Origin of the sequence: Methylorubrum aminovorans (assembly GCF_022179725.1) — a bacterium.
GTDB lineage: Bacteria > Pseudomonadota > Alphaproteobacteria > Rhizobiales > Beijerinckiaceae > Methylobacterium > Methylobacterium aminovorans.
On the sequence record NZ_BPRC01000004.1, the window covers coordinates 109,226 to 124,494 of the forward strand.

Consider the following 15,269-nt stretch of genomic DNA (forward strand, 5'->3'; position numbering starts at 1 on the left):
AGAGCGATTGCATCGCTGTCCAGGCGCGAAGAGCGCCCGCGGAGCGGCCTCGGCTCAGCCGAGGCGTCGAGCGAAGCGTGAGCCAAGGCCGCGGATGCGGTCGCCGGCGCTTGAGGCTGGAGGGAGCCATTGACGACGATCTCGGGCCTTCCGGCCTTTCTTGCCTACTTCGGCGTCTCCCTGGGACTGACCGCCCTCTACCTCGTGACCTACCTCACCGCGACGGCGCATCGGGAGATCGCCCTCGTGCGCGAGGGTAACCTCGCGGCCGCCCTGGCGCTGGGCGGGAGCCTGCTCGGCTACTCGATCCCGCTCTCGGCGGCGGTACGCTACGCCGGCTCGCTCCTCGACTGCATCGTCTGGGGCCTCGTCGCCCTCGTGGTGCAGGTCGCGATCTACTGGCTGATGCGGCCGCTGCTGCCGAACCTGTCGAAGCGGATCGACGAGGGTCAAACCGCGCCGGCCGTGCTGCTCGGCGCCGCCTCCCTGGCGGGCGGGCTCGTGAACGCCGCCTGCATGAGTTACTGACGCCGTGGCGGACGACCGCGAGGCTCGGGAAAATTTCGGGCGGCGCAGGCCGGTCGAGCCGGCTCCGGCCGTGACGCCGCCCGACAGGGCCGCGAGCAAGCGCTCACAAACCGTTTCCACGGTGCTGGTGGCGAGTGCGGGTCTCGTCGCGCTCGGCCTCGGCAGTCTCGATCGGACCGGACCTTCGCGGGACGTCCTCGTCTACGTCGACGCGGAGGCCTGCGCCGCCGACGGCATCCGCCCGGCCGACGAGTGCCGCAGCGACTATATCACCGCCCGCGCCGCCTATCCCTCGACCGCGCCGCATTACGCCTCATCGACGGAATGCGAAGGGCACCATGGAACGTCCCACTGCCTGCCGGATCCGAATGCGCCGCCGCAATTCGTTCCCCGGATGGCCGGCTACCTGCTCGGTCGCCGCGCCTCCGATTGGGTGACGCCCGAGCCCGTTTACGAGCATCGGCAGGGTCACGGTGGTCATCACGGCGCTTACTGCACCGGATCGGGTGGCAAGGTCTCGACCGGGAGCGGGGGGCACGCCGCCTCGGCCACGCTCAAGTCGGCCGCCGCACAACCGACCAAGTTCGGCGGCTTCGGCGGCAGCGGCAAGAGCGTCTCCTCGTTCAGTGGCACCTGATGCGCCGCATCGCCTGCGGAGAGCGGCCCGGATGGCGGGAGATCGCGCGGGCGGCGGGCTTCGCCTTCCACACCATCGACGGCGCGCCCTACTGGGATGAGAGCCACGCCTACGCCTTCACGCTGACCGAGATCGAGGCGGCGATCGAGGCGCCGAGCGCCGAGCTGCACGCGCTCTGCCTCGCCTTCGCCGGGGACGCGGTGGAGGACGAGCGCATCCTCGCCTCGCTCGCCATTCCCGAGCCGGCCTGGGACACGGTGCGGGCGAGCTGGCACCGCGGCGATCCGAGCCTCTACGGGCGCCTCGATTTCTCCTACGGCGGGACCGGGCCGGCCAAGCTCCTCGAATACAACGCCGACACGCCGACCGCCCTCTACGAAACAGCGGTGTTCCAGTGGCTCTGGCTCGAACAGGGCCTAAGGGAGGGACGCCTGCCACCGGGCAGCGACCAGTTCAACGCGGTCCACGAGCGGCTGATCGCGCGGCTCGCCGAGATCGCGCCGCCCGGCCTGTTCGCCTTCGCCGCCGACACGAGCGGCCCGGAGGATCTCGGCACCGCCGGCTATCTTCAGGATTGCGCCGTCCAGGCCGGCTGCGAGACGATCCTGCTCGACCTCGCCCAGATCGGCTTGCGCGCGGACGGTGCCTTCTGCGGGCCGGACGAGCGGGCGTTTGCCGCCCTGTTCAAGCTCTACCCCTGGGAGTGGGCGTTTCAGGACGCGTTCGGCGCGGCGGTCGCGGCCTCGCCGACGCGCTTCATCGAGCCGCCCTGGAAGATGGTTCTCTCGAACAAGGGCCTTCTCGCCCATCTCTGGGCCCGCGAGCCCGGCCATCCGAACCTGCTGCCGGCCTTTTTCGAGAGCGATCCCGCCTGCGCGAGTCTGGGGGCGTCCGTACGCAAGCCGCTGCTCTCGCGCGAGGGCGCCAATGTCGAGCTATTCTCGGCTCAGGGCACGCGCCTTGCCGGCGAGCCCGGCCCCTACGGTGCGGAGGGCTTCATTAGGCAGGGCTTGGCGGAACTGCCGTGCTTCGACGGCCGCCGCCCGCTCATCGGCGCCTGGATCGTCGGCGACGCGCCGGCCGGGCTGTGCATCCGCGAATCGGACGGTCCGATCACCGGCGACGGCGCGCTGTTCGTGCCGCACCTGATCGAGCCAGCGTGATCTTTGTCGTGAAAAGAGGGGCCGGATAGGCTCCGACCCCTCCCATGATAGCCAGTGTGCCGCTCAGCGGCCGGCGGCGCTGTTGCCGCCCCCGGCACTGCCCGCGCCGCCGCCCATGGTGCCGCCGGGCGCCTTGCCGGTGGTCGAGCCCGTCGTGGCACCGGGAGCCATGGTGCCGGTCGAGCCGGCGCCCGTGCCGGTGGTGGGCCGCATGCTGTCGCCGGTGTTGTTCCGCATTGGGCTCGCGCTGTCCGTGGTACCGCCGGTCCCGCCCTTGCCGGTGCTCGACTGGGCGAAGGCCCCGCCGGACACGGCGAAGGTCAGCGCGGCGGCCAGAGCGATGGTTTTGATCGGCATGGCTCGTTCCTTCCGTGGTTTCGTTCGCCGAGAACGAACACGCTGCTCGGCGTATGGTTCAGAGCCGATCGATTTCCCCTGCGGCTTCGGGGGCGAGCGGCCGCGACGCTGCGTCCGCCCTCCCGAAGCGCCGCGCGACCCTATATGCAGCGATGCCGTGACTGAGATCCTGTTCTACCACCTCCAGCGCCAGCCCCTCGAGAAGGTGCTGCCGAGCCTCGTCGAGAAGTCGCTGGAGCGCGGCTGGCAGGCGGCCATCCAGGCGGTGAGCGAGGAGCGTCTCCAGGCCCTCGACGATGGCCTCTGGACCTACACCGACGAGAGCTTCCTGCCCCACGGCACGGACCGCGACACCGACGCGGCGACCCAGCCCGTGGTCCTGACCCTGCGGGAGACCAATCCCAACGCCGCCTCGATCCGCTTCCTCGTGGAGGGCGCCGGGCTGCCCGAGGATGCGGAGAGCTACCAGCGGATCTGCATCCTGTTCGACGGCACCGATACCGACGCGCTGCTGCATGCCCGCGAGCAGTGGCGCGGCGCCAAGGCCGCCGGCCACACAGTCGCCTACTGGCAGCAGGACGAGAGCGGACGCTGGACCAAGAAGGCATGAGATCGAGACGTGAGATCAACGCGTCGTCCTGCGGCGAGGCGCAAATAATCCGCACGACCAACCGGCCGAGGATCGTGAGACACCGATGATGCAAGCCTTCCCCTCTGCCCGGACCGGAACGGCCCGGCTCTGCCTCGCTGGCCTGCTGTCCCTGTCGGTCGGGCTGGGGCCGTTGCCCGCGCTCGCCCAGCACGGCCCGCCGGCGGATGGCCAGAGCCAAGCGAAGGGGCAGGCTCAGCCGCGCAAGGCGCCGGAAGGGCGCCGCCTGCCGCCGGATGCCACCACCGAGCACAGCATCGACGGACCCAACGGGCAGCCGCTCAAATTTACCGCGACCGCCGGCAGCCTCGCCCTGGTGGACGAGGAGGGCAAGCTCCAGTCCGAGATCGCGTTCATCGCCTACGCCAAGGCGGGCAAGCCGGAGGAGGCCGCTGCGCGACCGATCACCTTCGGCGTCAATGGCGGGCCCGGCGCGGCCTCTGCCTACCTCAACATCGGCGCGATCGGCCCCTGGCGCCTGCCGACCGACGGCGCCTCGATCAGCCCGTCGCAGACGATCGCGCTCCAGCCGAACCCGGCGACCTGGCTCGACTTCACCGATCTCGTCTTCATCGACCCCGTCGGCACCGGCTACAGCCGGGCGGCGGACGGCGACGGCAAGAAGTACTGGAGCGTCGATGCGGACATCTCGGTGCTGGCCGCCGCCATTGCCCGATACCTGCGCCAGAACGACCGGCTCGCCTCGCCGAAATTCTTCGTCGGCGAGAGCTACGGTGGGTTCCGCGGACCGCTGATCGCGCAGAAGCTCCAGCAGGATGTCGGCGTCGGCCTGTCGGGCCTCGTGCTGCTCTCCCCCGTGCTCGACTTCGGCTGGCTGCAGCAGCCCCGCACGACTCCCTGGGGCTTCGTGACCAGGCTTCCTTCCTTTGCCGCCGCGGCGCTGGAACGCGCGGGCACAACGCCGAGCCGCGAACTCGTGAAGGAGGCCGAGACCTACGCGTCGGGCGCCTACCTCACCGACCTCCTCAAGGGCCCGGCCGACGGTGAAGCCGTGGCGCGGCTCTCCGAGCGGGTCTCGGCGCTGACCGGGGTCGATCCGGAAACCGTGCGGCGTCAGGCCGGGCGGCTCACCACCCATAGCTATCAGCGCGAGATCGGCCGCGATGCCGGCCGCGTGCTCTCGGCCTACGATACCGGCGTGACCGGCTGGGACCCGGATCCGACCGCGCCGCAATCGGGCTTCGAGGATCCGGTGCTCGACGCGCTGCAGGCCCCGCTCACCACCGCCATGGTGCATCTCTATCAGAGCCGCCTGAACTGGCGCGTCGAGAACATGCGCTACGAGTTGCTCAATAGCGCGGTCAACCGCGGCTGGACCTGGGGCTCGGGCCGTTCGCCCCCCGAAGCCATGGGCGCCCTGAAGGACGCTCTGGCGCTCGACGGGCGGATGCGGGTGCTCGTCGCCCACGGGTTCACCGATCTGGTCACGCCGTACTTCACCTCGAAGATGCTTCTCGACCAGATGCCGGTCTACGGCTCGGCCGACCGGCTCAAGCTCTCGGTTTATCCCGGCGGCCACATGTTCTACACGCGGCCGGACTCGCGCAACGCCTTCCACGCCGACGCCGCCGACCTGTTCGCCCGGGCGCTGGAGACGCGCTCCGACGGAAGCGCGAAGGGAGGAAGCGGATTGAGCGGGACCGTGCCGGAGAAGAGACCGACACCTTGAGAATCGTTCTGGGACTTCTGCCCGCCCTGTTGCTGGCGGGCTGCAACAGCGCCGAGCGCCGCGAACCGATCCAGGCCCCGCCTCCGCCGAGCGCGGTGCTGCCTGCGCCACCGCGGGCGCCGGCCGCCGCGCTCGGCCCCGTTCTCGATGGGAGCGGTGCCTGCACAGATCCGGTGCCGGGAACGGCCGCCGCCATCGAGACTGGCATCGGCGAGTGCGACCTCGTGCGGCTCAAGGGCCGTCCGCCGACCGACGTGCTGGTCGGAGAGGGCCGGTCCGGCCGCGAGGTGCAGGTGCTCTACACCGAGCCCGGCGCTAAGGAGCTGTATTTCTTCGTGAACAACCGCCTCGATCGTATCGTTCGTTAACGCGCGAACCGATTGGGCCCACGCTTGCTTCCATCCGGACCGGTCCGGCCGGGAAGGCGAGGCATACGATGACACACGAATACCGGTTCGGCATCGAGGAGGAGCTGTTCCTGGCGAGCAGCCGGACCCGGGCCGCGCCGCGCGAATCGGTCTCGGACTTCCACAGGGCAGCGCGAAGCCGGCTGGAGGGCGTCGAGCGCGAGATGCTGGAGAGCCAGACCGAGATCTGCTCCAAGCCCTCGGCGAGCTTTGACGAGACCCACGAGGCGCTGGCCAAGCTCCGCACCGGCCTGTGCGCCATCGGCCGCGAGCACGGCCTGAAGATCTTCGCCGCCGGCACCCACCCGACCGCGATCTGGACCGACCAGCGCGAGACCGCCAAGGTCCGCTACCGCAAGATGATCGAGACGCTGCAGATGGTGGGGCGGCGCTCCATCGTCAGCGGCCTGCACGTCCATGTCGAGGTGCCCGAACCAAGCGAGCGCATCGCCCTGATCAACCGGCTGATGCCGTTTCTGCCGGTGCTGCTCGCGCTCTCCACCTCCTCGCCCTTCTACGAGCGCCACCGGACCGGACTCGCCGGCTACCGCCTGCGCGCCTACGCCGAATTGCCGCGCACCGGCCTGCCCGAACTCTTCGACGGGGCCGGTGACTTCGAGCGCTACGTGCGGGTGATGACGCGGGCCGGGGCGATCGAGGATGCGACCTATCTCTGGTGGCACATCCGCCCATCGATCCGCTATCCGACCCTCGAATTGCGGGTCGCCGACAGTTGCACCCGGCTCAAGGACACGCTGGCCGTCGCAGCGCTCTATCGCTGCCTCGTGCGACTCTGCGTCCGCCGGCCCGATCTCAACGCCGGGCCGACGGGCGCCTCGCGCGGCTTCGTGATGGAGAACCTGTGGCGGGCGCAGCGCGATGGCGTCCACGCGGCCCTCATCGACGAGGCCGCGGAGGAGGCGGTGCCGGTCCGCCACCTTGTCGCGCGCCTGGTCGATCTCGTCGCGGAGGACGCCGCGGCCCTGGGCTGCGCCGCGCAAGTGGCCCACGCGCTCACCATCGCCGAGTGCGGCTCCAGCGCCGACGGACAGATCCGCGCCTACGAGGCGTCACTCGCGGCCGGCGGCAGCGAGCGCAAGGCGCTCTCCTGCGTCATCGATTGGCTCGCCCGCGAGACCGCGAACTGCGACGCGTGACGGCGCCGGCGGGCTCGACCAGGAACATCGCCCGCCCGCTCCGGTTGCTCCGACAGGTCCGATTCTGCCTTAGGAGACATCCATGAGAATGCCCCTCACCGCTGCCGCCTGCCTGCTCCTGCTGGGCGCGGCGGGGATGCCGGCCCATGCCCAATCGGTCGGCGAGAAGACCGGCGTGAATTCGCTGATCGGCGTCGCCCCGACGGCGCAGGACTTTGTCACGCAGGCCGTGATCAGCGACATGTTCGAGGACCAGACGAGCAAGCTCGCCCTGGAGAAGGCGGACGAGAAGACCAAGGCCTTCGCCAAGAAGATGATCGAGGACCACAAGAAGACCTCGGACGAGCTGAAATCCGTGGTCCAGACCGGTGACATGAAGCTCACGCTGCCCACCGCGCTCGATTCGAGCCACCAGAGCAAGCTCGACAAGCTCAAGAGCCTGAGCGGCGAGGACTTCACCAAGCAGTATCACGACGATCAGGTGACGGCGCACAAGAACGCCACCGATCTCTACAAGCGCTACGCCGAGGGCGGCGACAATGCGGCCTTGAAGGCCTTCGCCATCAAGACCAAGCCGCATCTCGACGAGCACCTGAAGATGGCGCAGGACCTCGCCAGCAAGAAGTAAGTTTTTGCGTTTTTGGGCGGCGTTCCTTGGCGAGCGCCGCCTGTTTCACGATCAGTCCTGCAAGAGGCTGTCGGACGCGATTGTCCTGGCAACCTGAGCGCTCCTCATGCTGAGGTGCCGCCCAGTAACTGCGCGCAAACAGGCACTCGAGCGAAATCGAGGCAAATCCGTCATTCGGCCATCGCCGCGAACGCCGCGGCCTTCGCCCGGATCACCTCGGCCGCTCGGTCGATGCCGGCGCGGTCCACATCGAGATTGGCGGTGGCGCGGATCTGGTGCGTTCCGATCGCGCGCACGCGCACGCCTTCTTCAAGGCAGGCATTCGCGAAGGTCGAGGCGGTGATGCATAAGCCGTCCACCGTGAAGCACAGGATGTTGGATTGCCCCGCCGTCGGGTCGAAGGCCAAGCCCGGCGCGTCAGCGATCAGCCGATGCAGCCGGCCGGCATTGGCGTTGTCCTCGGCGAGCTGCGTCATGTGGTGGTCCAGCGCGTAGAGGCCCGCCGCCGCCAGCACGCCCGACTGGCGCATGGCGCCGCCGAGCCGGTATTTCCACTGCCACGCCTGTTCGATGAAATCCCGCGTGCCGCACAGAACCGCCCCGACCGGGCAGCCGAGCCCCTTGCTCAGGTCGATCCAGGCACTGTCGAAGCCGGCCGCGTACTCCGCCGCCGAGAGCCCCGTGGCCACCACCGCGTTGAGCAGCCGCGCCCCGTCGATATGGGCCTTGAGACCGCGCGCCTGGGCATAGTCCCGGATCAGGCGCATCTCGCCGATGTCCCAGACCGTCCCGCCGGAGAAGCTCGTCGTCTGCTCGATCGAGACCAGCCGTGAGCGCGGCGCCGTGCGCTGCGGGACCCGGATCGCCGCCTCAACCTGGGCGAGGGAGAACAGACCGACCCGCGTCGGCAACGCCTTCACCGATACGCCGCCGATCGCCGCCGCCCCCGCGGCTTCCGTGTTGTAGATGTGGGACTGGTCGTCGACGATGATCTCGTCGCCGGCCCGACAATGGACGAGGATCGAAGCGAGGTTGCACATCGTGCCCGACGGCATGAAGACGGCCGCCTCCTGTCCCAGCATCGCGGCCACCCGCTCGCACAGGGCGTTGGTGGTCGGATCGGAGTTCGACTGCTCATCGCCGACCTGCGCTCGCGCCATGGCCTCGCGCATGCTCGGCGTCGGCCGCGTCTGGGTGTCGCTGAACAGGTCGATCATGGCGCATCCATCCGGTGTCGGGTCCTGTCGCATCATCCTCGGAGCCCGGCCTTCTCGGCATCGCTCAATGCATGAAGAATACAATCGGCCGCAAGCAAGCCCGATCACGGCGCCTCCGACGCCCTCGCGGAAACACAGCACATTCGACGTGGCTCACGAAGGTGGGAACGGTCACGTATCTCGACAGGCGGTAGCAGCAAGTCTAGGAATTACGACGCGAATTTTCGCATTTAAAATTCTTTGAGAGCTCGATGAATAGAATTGAGCCCAGTATCGGGATCAGCCGCCGCTACCTTCACGATGAGGTCGCGGACCGGATGCGTGAATTGATCAATGAGGGCGAGCTGGAGCCCCGTGCACGCGTCAACGAGAGCGAGTTGACCGAGCGGTTCGGGATTTCACGCACGCCGCTCCGCGAAGCGATCAAGATCCTGGCGACCGAAGGTCTCTTGGAGCTGCTTCCCAACCGCGGTGCCCGCGTTGCCAGCATCTCGCGCAACGAGCTCGAGGAGATGATCGAGATCATCGCCGGGCTGGAGGCGACCGCCTGCGAACTCGCCTGCCGCTCGATTACCGAGGACGAGCTGGACACGATCGAGGCGATGCATCGGGACATGGTGGCGGCGTGGCAGTCCCGCGACGAGGCGAACTATTTCCGCCTCAACCGTGAGATCCACGAAGCCATCATGGTGGCGAGCCGCAATTCCAAGCTGCGCAGCCTCTATCTCGGCCTCACCGGCCGCATCCAGCGCTCCCGCTACAGCGCCCACCAGACCGAGGCGCAGTGGGCGCTGGCGGTCGAGGAGCACGAGAGCATGATCCCGCTGCTGCGTGCTCGCGACGGTGACGGTCTGGCCACGCTGATGCGGCGGCACATCCGCGCCAAGAAGCCGGTGATCGCAGCGATGTACGGCGAGGAGGAGAGCTGAGACGGTCTCCGCTCGGATCCGAGCGGGGAGCGGATCAACCAGCCCGCGCGGCGCTTGAGCGACGGCCAGATCCGCCATCACGAAGGGATCAACCGGATCGGTATGATACGGGGTCCGCTTGATCGCTTCGGTGTCTCTTCGTCATTGCGAGGCGAAGCCGTGGCAATCCAGGGCTCCGCACTTTTCGGAGATGTCGCATTCTGGATTACTTCGGCTTCGCCTCGCGATGACGGCGTCGGGCAAAAACCCGAGCGATCAACCGGATTTGATATGAGGCGCAGCGTCGAACCCGCGGTCGTCGCGAGGCTCGGCGAAAGCGACGACGGGTAGGCGCCCGTCACCGCCCCTTGAAGTACGGCGGGCGCTTCCCGAGGAAGGCTTCCATGCCCTCGCGAAAATCCTCGCTCATGTAGGTCATCAGGATCAGGTCGTCGCCGGGCTGTTCGCCCTCCCCAGCCGCCGCCGCGCCTTCCTCGGCGATGCGGCGAAGCCCTTCCTTCGTCGCTTGCAGGGTGAGGGGTGCGTGGCTCGCGAGCAGGGCGGCGAGCGCGTCGGCCCGGGCGGCGACGGCGGCCGCATCCTCCACGACCTCGTTGACGAGGCTGATGGCGAGCGCCTCCTGCGCCTCGACGAGCCGGGCGGTGAACAGGATGTCCTTCACCCGCGGCGCACCGATCAGGTTCGCCAGCCGCCGCAGGGTGTTCTGCGACAGGCAGTTACCGAGGGTGCGGGCGATGGGGATGCCGAAGCGAGCGTCGCGGCTGGCGATGCGTAGGTCGCAGGCGGCGGCAATGGCCGCGCCGCCGCCGGTGCAGGCTCCGGCGATCGCCGCGATGGTCGGCACCCGCAAGCGCTCCAACCCGCCGAGCACCCGGTCCATGAAGCGCTCGTAGCCGATCGCGTCCTCGGGATTGCTGAAGCTGCGGAACTGGGCGATGTCGGTGCCTGCAGCAAACGCCTTGTCCCCGGCGCCGGTGATGATCACCGCCTTGATCGCGCGGTCCGCCTCGATCCGCTCGCAGAGCGTTACCAAGCCGCGATACATGGCGAAGGTGAGCGCGTTGCGCGCCTGCGGCCGGTTGAGGGTGATGCGGGCGATACCCGCCGCATCCACCGCGAAGAGCAATTCGTCGGTCGCGGCGGTCTCGGCGTCAGCGTTCATCGGGCATCCCTCTTCATCTCGTCTCAGGCCGCCGTCTCGCGCACGATATTCCGGGCGACAAGATCGTCGATCGCCGCCGCGTCATAGCCGGCTTCCGCCAGGATGGCGCGGCTATGCTCGCCGAGCAGCGGCGCCGGCCCGTGCACCCGTCCCGGCGTTGCCGAGAACTTGACCGGCAGGCCGAGCGTGCTCATTCGCCCGGCGCGGGTATGCTCGACCTCGACCACCATCTCGCGGGCCAGCGCCTGCGGATCGGCCTGCATGGCGAGCACGTCGAGGACGGGCCCGGCCGGCACGCCGCCGGACTCCAGCCGCGCGAGCCAGTCGGCGGAGGATGCGTTTCGGAAATGCGGAGCGAGCGCCGCGGCGAGCGCCGCGCGGTTCTCCATCCGGTCGCGGTTGGCCGAGAAGCGCGGATCGGCGGCCAGATCCTCGGCGCCGAGAACCGCGAGGAGACGCAGCCAGTTGGTCTGGTTGGCCGCGCCGATCGTGATCCAGCCGTCGGCCGTCTCGAACGCCTCGTAGGGGGCGTTCAGCGGATGGGCCGAGCCCATGGGCCCCGGCGCGACGCCGGTCGCCATGGCGATGGCCGATTGCCAATAGGTGAGGGTGACGCCCGCCTCGAACAGCGAGGTATCGACCACCTGACCCTCGCCGGTCTTCAGCTTGTGGACGTGGGCGGCGAGCACGCCCATCGCCGCCAGAATGCCGGCGGTGATGTCGGTGACCGGCGGCCCGCACTTCATCGGCGGGCGGGCGGGCCCCTCGCCAGTGATGCTCATCAGCCCGCTCATGCCCTGCGCCACGAGATCGAAGCCCGCCCGCTCGGCGTAAGGACCCGATCGGCCGAAGCCCGAGAGCGAGCAGTAGACCAATCCCGGAAATTCCTGCCTCAGGACCTCGCAGCCGAGGCCGAGGCGCTCCATCGTGCCGGCGCGGTAGTTCTCGATGAGCACGTCCGCGTCCGTGAGCAGGCGGCGCAGGATCGTTTTGCCCTCCGCGCTCTTGAGGTCGAGAGCGATGCCGCGCTTGCCGCGGTTCATCATCATGTAGGCCGCGCTCTCGCCCTCAATGGCCGGCGGGACCGAGCGGCGGGTGTCGTCGCCGCCCTCAATCTTCTCGACCTTGATGACCTCGGCGCCCATGTCGCCGAGCATCAGCCCGCAGACCGGCCCGGCCATGATGTGGGCGAGCTCGACAACCTTCACCCCGGCCAGCGGACCGGACTTCCGAGCCTGCGTCATCGCGCTCAGCCGACCCGCGCATCAGGACTGCACGCAGGAAGCGAGTCGAACGGTCGATCGGATGCCTGCCACCGGCCCATTGGACGAATCTCCCTTGGATCGCGAGCGGCTCCGAGACGGCGCCGGCGAGCCGCCGAGCGCGTTCCGGCCCCTCGCATTTTGAATCGGTTTTATGAGCCCACAAGAAGGAATGGCAACCGCTTTTGCATGCGATTTTCACGAGCGGGGAAGAAGTCGGGTTCATCCGAGCCGGCCGATGGAACGCCTTGGCCCGCTCCCGGTTGTCGCGAAAGCGTGGCCGTCGGGATGGTACCCTTCCAGCCCGGCGCGGGCGAGCGGAGGGATCGATGCGCGGGTTGAGCACGGCACTCGGAGTTGCGGCGGCGCTGGCCGTCACGGCGGCGGGGATCGCACCCGCGGACGCGTCCTGCGCCCGTCGGATCATCAACAAGTCGGGCTACGTCGCCCTGGTCAGCCGCGACGGCGGCCCCTGGGTGGCGGTGCGGCCGGGCCGCTCGCAGACGATCAACTACTACCAGTCCGGCCGCATCGATGTGGCCCTGACCTGCGGCCCCGGCGCCCTGCCGGAGCAGGCCGCCTACCGGGCGAGCTACGACACGGTGGCGATCATCGACCGCTGCTACATCCGCTTCGGCGACGGCTTCTTCGAGGATCAGCTCGGCGGCGGTTTCCTCGGCCGGAAGGAGACGGGGCCGCTCGCCCTCAACAACCCGCGCCAAGGCGACCTCGTCGTCGGCCCGCAGGCCGGCGCCTGCCCGGCGGCGGAGCGCGCGGCGCTGAGCGCCCGCTATTAGCCATGCGGCCGGGTGCGTGCTAACCCGCGTGCCCCGTCGTCGCAGACGACGTGCCGAGACATCATCATGCGCTCGTTTCTTCCCATTGCCGGAGCCATCGTCCTCGCCATGACCAGTGCCGCTTCCGCCGCCCAGCCCGTGACGCTGCCTTCGGGCCTCAGCTACACCGACGAGGTGGTCGGCACCGGCGCCGAGCCGAAGAGCGGCCAGCAGGTCACCGTCCACTACACCGGTTGGCTCGACGAGGGCGGCGGCAAGCGGGGCAAGAAGTTCGACTCCTCGCGCGACCGTGGCCAGCCCTTCTCCTTCACCATCGGCGCCGGCCAGGTGATCCGCGGCTGGGACGAGGGCGTCGCCACGATGAAGGCCGGCGGCCGCCGCATCCTGACGATCCCGCCGGAGCTCGGCTACGGTGCCCGCGGCGCCGGCGGCGTGATCCCGCCGAACGCGACGCTGATCTTCGACGTCGAGCTGATCGGCTCGCGCTGATCGCGATAGTTCCTCCGGCGCCCCTGCGGGCGCCGGATCTCGTCAGCGACGGCTTCAGATGAGCTTGTGCTCACGCGCCAGCGCCATAAGATCGCGCTGCGGCCGGGCGCCGATATGCTCGATCACCTCGGCCGCCGCCAGGGCGCCGAGACGGGCCGAGGTCGCGTAGTCGATGCCGCGGGTGTAGCCGGCCAGGAAGCCCGCCGCGAACAGGTCGCCCGCTCCCGTGGTGTCGATCACCTCGCGCGCAGGGAAGGCTTCCACTGCCCGCACCTCGCCGCCACGCACCACGAGCGCACCATCCGCCGAGCGGGTGACGAGGCCGAGCAGGTGGTGCCCCTGTCCGCCGCGCTCCTCGCGCAAAGCCGCGACCGCCGCTTCGGGATCGTCGGTCTGGTAGAGGCTCTGCAGCTCGCCGATATTGGCGAACAGGATGTCGATGCTGCCGTTGCGAATGAGTTCGAGGAATTCCTCGCGGTAGCGGCCGACGCAGAAGGCGTCCGACAGGGTCAGCGCCACGGCATTGCCGGCCGAATGAGCCACCTTGACCGCCTTGCGGAACGCGTCCTTGGCGGCCGGCGGATCCCACAGATAGCCTTCGAGATAGGTGACGCGGGCCGCGCGCACGGTCGCCTCGTCCACATCGTCCGGGGAGAGGCCCTGGCAGGCGCCGAGATAGGTGTTCATGGTGCGCTCGCCGTCGGGCGTCACCAGGATGAAGCAGCGGGCGGTGGCCGGTCCTTCCGTCGCCGGCGGCACGTCGAAGCGCACGCCGGTCGCCTTCAGGTCGTGGCTGAACAGCCGGCCGAGCTCGTCCTCGTGCACCTTGCCGACAAAGCCGGTCTTCGCGCCGAGCAGGGCCGCACCGACGGCGGTGTTGGCGCCCGAGCCGCCGGAGACGACGGTGGCCGGGCCCATCACCTCGAAGAGGTTCTCGGCCCGCGGCTCGTCGATGAGCTGCATCGCGCCCTTCGCCACGCCCTGCTGGACGAGGAAGTCCTCGTCGGCATGGGCGATGACATCGACGATGGCGTTGCCGAGGACGAGAAGGTCGAGGGATTGGGACATCGGGCCGTCCGGTCTCGCATGAGGGATGGCCGGGCCTGTCGCACCCTGCTCGACAAGCGTCAAGCAAGGGCCGGCTCAGGGCGCCGCGAACAGGGCGGCGACGGGCAGCGTGAGGCCGGGCGGATCGAGGAAGAGGTCGCCGGACGAGATCAGGCGGGTCTCGATCAACTCGCCGTCACCGCGACGGTGGTGGATGACCGTGCGCCGCTCGGTGTCGAGGATGAGGTCGTGCCGCAGGCTCGGTAGGCGGAGAATAGTCGAGGAGCTTGGCGCCGGTATCGACGTGCTCGGTGCGAGGCGACAGAACTTCGACGATGATGACCGGCTCAGGGACTGCGGTTGCATCCGGGTCGAGGCGCCCCCCCCACAATAGACGAGAGCATCGGGCTCGAAGCTCGCGGAAGCATCGATTCGAACGGTGACGCCGTCCGGGAGGACGCGGCATGGAAGGCCAGTGGCGTGAATCGCCGCTCCAAGTGCTTGATAGGTCGCGAGCTCGGTTTCAGCGTGCCGGACGCCTTCCGGCGAGATGGCAAAGACCTCGCCATCGACGAGTTCGTACCGTCCCGGCCGGCCTTCGGCCCAGACCAGGAACTCGTCGAAATTCATGCGGGCTGACGGCCCGGCCTTGGGCGGCACGCTCATAGGCCTGAGCCTATTATCGTTGCGGGTGGCCACGAAGGCGGGAGCCTACTGCTGCAGCGCCTTCACCTCGCACTGCGCGTAATCCGAGCTCGCCTTGACGTAAGCGTTGAGCTTCTGGACGTAAGCCCCTGCGATCGATTGGAAAGCCTGGGCCTGCGCGTTGTAGGCCTTGATCGCGTCGTTGTAGCTGTAGGCCTCCCAGCCGGGGCAGCCGTCTTTCTTGTCGAGGCAGGCGGGCTTTTCCGGCAGCTTCGGCTTTTCCGGCCGCGCCTCGGCCGGTGGGGGCGTCGGCGGGGTGCAGGGGGCGGCGGCGACGGGTCCCGCGAGGCCGGCGAGCGCCAGTGCCGTGATGATGCGTCCTGCCATGATCCGTCCCTGAAGCCCGTGCTGCGACGGTTCTGCCCGTCGAGTTGTGGCGGGAATGGGACGCGAGGACACCTGCGTTGGAGGCGCCAGCGTTAACGCACCGTCGTGCGAGATCGGC

Annotated in this window: 18 protein-coding genes; 11 read left to right on the forward strand and 7 right to left on the reverse strand. The window is 69.0% G+C overall.

Annotated features, from left to right (window positions below):
* The first annotated feature begins 129 nt into the window (after positions 1-129).
* From MFF24_RS08435 to MFF24_RS08445, 3 genes are read left to right on the forward strand one after another with little or no spacing between them, the layout of a single operon-like run.
* Entirely contained in the window at positions 130-528 is a 399-nt protein-coding gene (locus MFF24_RS08435; RefSeq protein WP_238223903.1) for a DUF350 domain-containing protein, read from the forward strand.
* A gap of 4 nt (positions 529-532) precedes the next feature.
* Positions 533-1,165 carry a DUF1190 domain-containing protein gene (locus MFF24_RS08440; protein WP_238223905.1) on the forward strand — a complete coding sequence of 211 codons (633 nt, stop codon included), beginning with the start codon at positions 533-535 and terminating at the stop codon, positions 1,163-1,165.
* Complete coding sequence (locus tag MFF24_RS08445) at positions 1,165-2,328, forward strand: glutathionylspermidine synthase family protein (RefSeq protein ID WP_238223906.1); 1,164 nt, start codon at positions 1,165-1,167, stop codon at positions 2,326-2,328. Before MFF24_RS08440 ends, MFF24_RS08445 begins: the two co-directional genes overlap by 1 nt.
* Before the next feature lie 63 nt (positions 2,329-2,391).
* On the opposite strand, the gene MFF24_RS08450 is transcribed toward MFF24_RS08445, so the two are convergent.
* Positions 2,392-2,685: a hypothetical protein gene (locus tag MFF24_RS08450; protein ID WP_238223907.1), complete on the reverse strand. Its 294-nt coding sequence runs from the start codon at positions 2,683-2,685 to the stop codon at positions 2,392-2,394.
* A gap of 157 nt (positions 2,686-2,842) precedes the next feature.
* Between MFF24_RS08450 and MFF24_RS08455 the strand changes: the two genes are divergently transcribed.
* From MFF24_RS08455 to MFF24_RS08475, 5 genes are all read left to right on the forward strand, one after another.
* Complete coding sequence (locus tag MFF24_RS08455) at positions 2,843-3,295, forward strand: DNA polymerase III subunit chi (RefSeq protein WP_238223908.1); 453 nt, start codon at positions 2,843-2,845, stop codon at positions 3,293-3,295.
* Between the two features lie 85 nt (positions 3,296-3,380).
* Positions 3,381-5,024 carry a S10 family peptidase gene (locus MFF24_RS08460; protein ID WP_238223913.1) on the forward strand — a complete coding sequence of 548 codons (1,644 nt, stop codon included), beginning with the start codon at positions 3,381-3,383 and terminating at the stop codon, positions 5,022-5,024.
* Positions 5,021-5,392 (forward strand): hypothetical protein, encoded by a 372-nt coding sequence (locus tag MFF24_RS08465; protein ID WP_238223914.1) that lies wholly within the window; start codon positions 5,021-5,023, stop codon positions 5,390-5,392. Before MFF24_RS08460 ends, MFF24_RS08465 begins: the two co-directional genes overlap by 4 nt.
* Positions 5,393-5,460: 68 nt before the next feature.
* A complete protein-coding gene (locus MFF24_RS08470) occupies positions 5,461-6,588 on the forward strand; it encodes a carboxylate-amine ligase (protein WP_133088981.1) in 1,128 nt (375 codons plus the stop codon).
* Between the two features lie 82 nt (positions 6,589-6,670).
* Positions 6,671-7,216 (forward strand): DUF4142 domain-containing protein, encoded by a 546-nt coding sequence (locus MFF24_RS08475; RefSeq protein ID WP_108942480.1) that lies wholly within the window; start codon positions 6,671-6,673, stop codon positions 7,214-7,216.
* Positions 7,217-7,386: 170 nt separating this feature from the next.
* On the opposite strand, the gene MFF24_RS08480 is transcribed toward MFF24_RS08475, so the two are convergent.
* The gene (locus MFF24_RS08480; protein ID WP_238223915.1) at positions 7,387-8,433 is read right to left on the reverse strand and encodes a threonine aldolase family protein; all 1,047 of its coding nucleotides are present in this window, start codon (positions 8,431-8,433) and stop codon (positions 7,387-7,389) included.
* 251 nt (positions 8,434-8,684) lie between these two features.
* On the opposite strand from MFF24_RS08480, the gene MFF24_RS08485 reads away from it, so the two are divergent.
* Positions 8,685-9,362, forward strand: coding sequence for a GntR family transcriptional regulator (locus tag MFF24_RS08485; protein WP_108942476.1), 678 nt, complete (start codon positions 8,685-8,687; stop codon positions 9,360-9,362).
* Between the two features lie 337 nt (positions 9,363-9,699).
* Here the strand turns inward: MFF24_RS08485 and MFF24_RS08490 are convergent, their stop codons facing one another.
* Complete coding sequence (locus tag MFF24_RS08490) at positions 9,700-10,524, reverse strand: enoyl-CoA hydratase (RefSeq protein ID WP_238223916.1); 825 nt, start codon at positions 10,522-10,524, stop codon at positions 9,700-9,702.
* A gap of 23 nt (positions 10,525-10,547) precedes the next feature.
* A complete protein-coding gene (locus MFF24_RS08495) occupies positions 10,548-11,768 on the reverse strand; it encodes a CaiB/BaiF CoA transferase family protein (RefSeq protein WP_238223917.1) in 1,221 nt (406 codons plus the stop codon).
* A gap of 347 nt (positions 11,769-12,115) precedes the next feature.
* Here MFF24_RS08495 and MFF24_RS08500 point away from each other — a divergent pair, with 347 nt between their 5' ends.
* Positions 12,116-12,583, forward strand: a complete 468-nt coding sequence (locus MFF24_RS08500; RefSeq protein WP_108942470.1) for a hypothetical protein — start codon at positions 12,116-12,118, stop codon at positions 12,581-12,583.
* 66 nt (positions 12,584-12,649) lie between these two features.
* On the forward strand, positions 12,650-13,072 hold the full coding sequence (locus MFF24_RS08505) for an FKBP-type peptidyl-prolyl cis-trans isomerase (protein WP_133088986.1): 423 nt from the start codon (positions 12,650-12,652) through the stop codon (positions 13,070-13,072).
* A gap of 54 nt (positions 13,073-13,126) precedes the next feature.
* Here the strand turns inward: MFF24_RS08505 and MFF24_RS08510 are convergent, their stop codons facing one another.
* From MFF24_RS08510 to MFF24_RS08520, 3 genes are all read right to left on the reverse strand, one after another.
* Positions 13,127-14,140, reverse strand: a complete 1,014-nt coding sequence (locus MFF24_RS08510) for an adenosine kinase (protein WP_133088987.1) — start codon at positions 14,138-14,140, stop codon at positions 13,127-13,129.
* A gap of 75 nt (positions 14,141-14,215) precedes the next feature.
* The gene (locus MFF24_RS08515) at positions 14,216-14,785 is read right to left on the reverse strand and encodes a Uma2 family endonuclease (protein WP_343898696.1); all 570 of its coding nucleotides are present in this window, start codon (positions 14,783-14,785) and stop codon (positions 14,216-14,218) included.
* A 45-nt stretch (positions 14,786-14,830) separates the two neighbouring features.
* A complete protein-coding gene (locus MFF24_RS08520; protein WP_108942464.1) occupies positions 14,831-15,151 on the reverse strand; it encodes a hypothetical protein in 321 nt (106 codons plus the stop codon).
* Between the last annotated feature and the right edge of the window lie 118 nt (positions 15,152-15,269).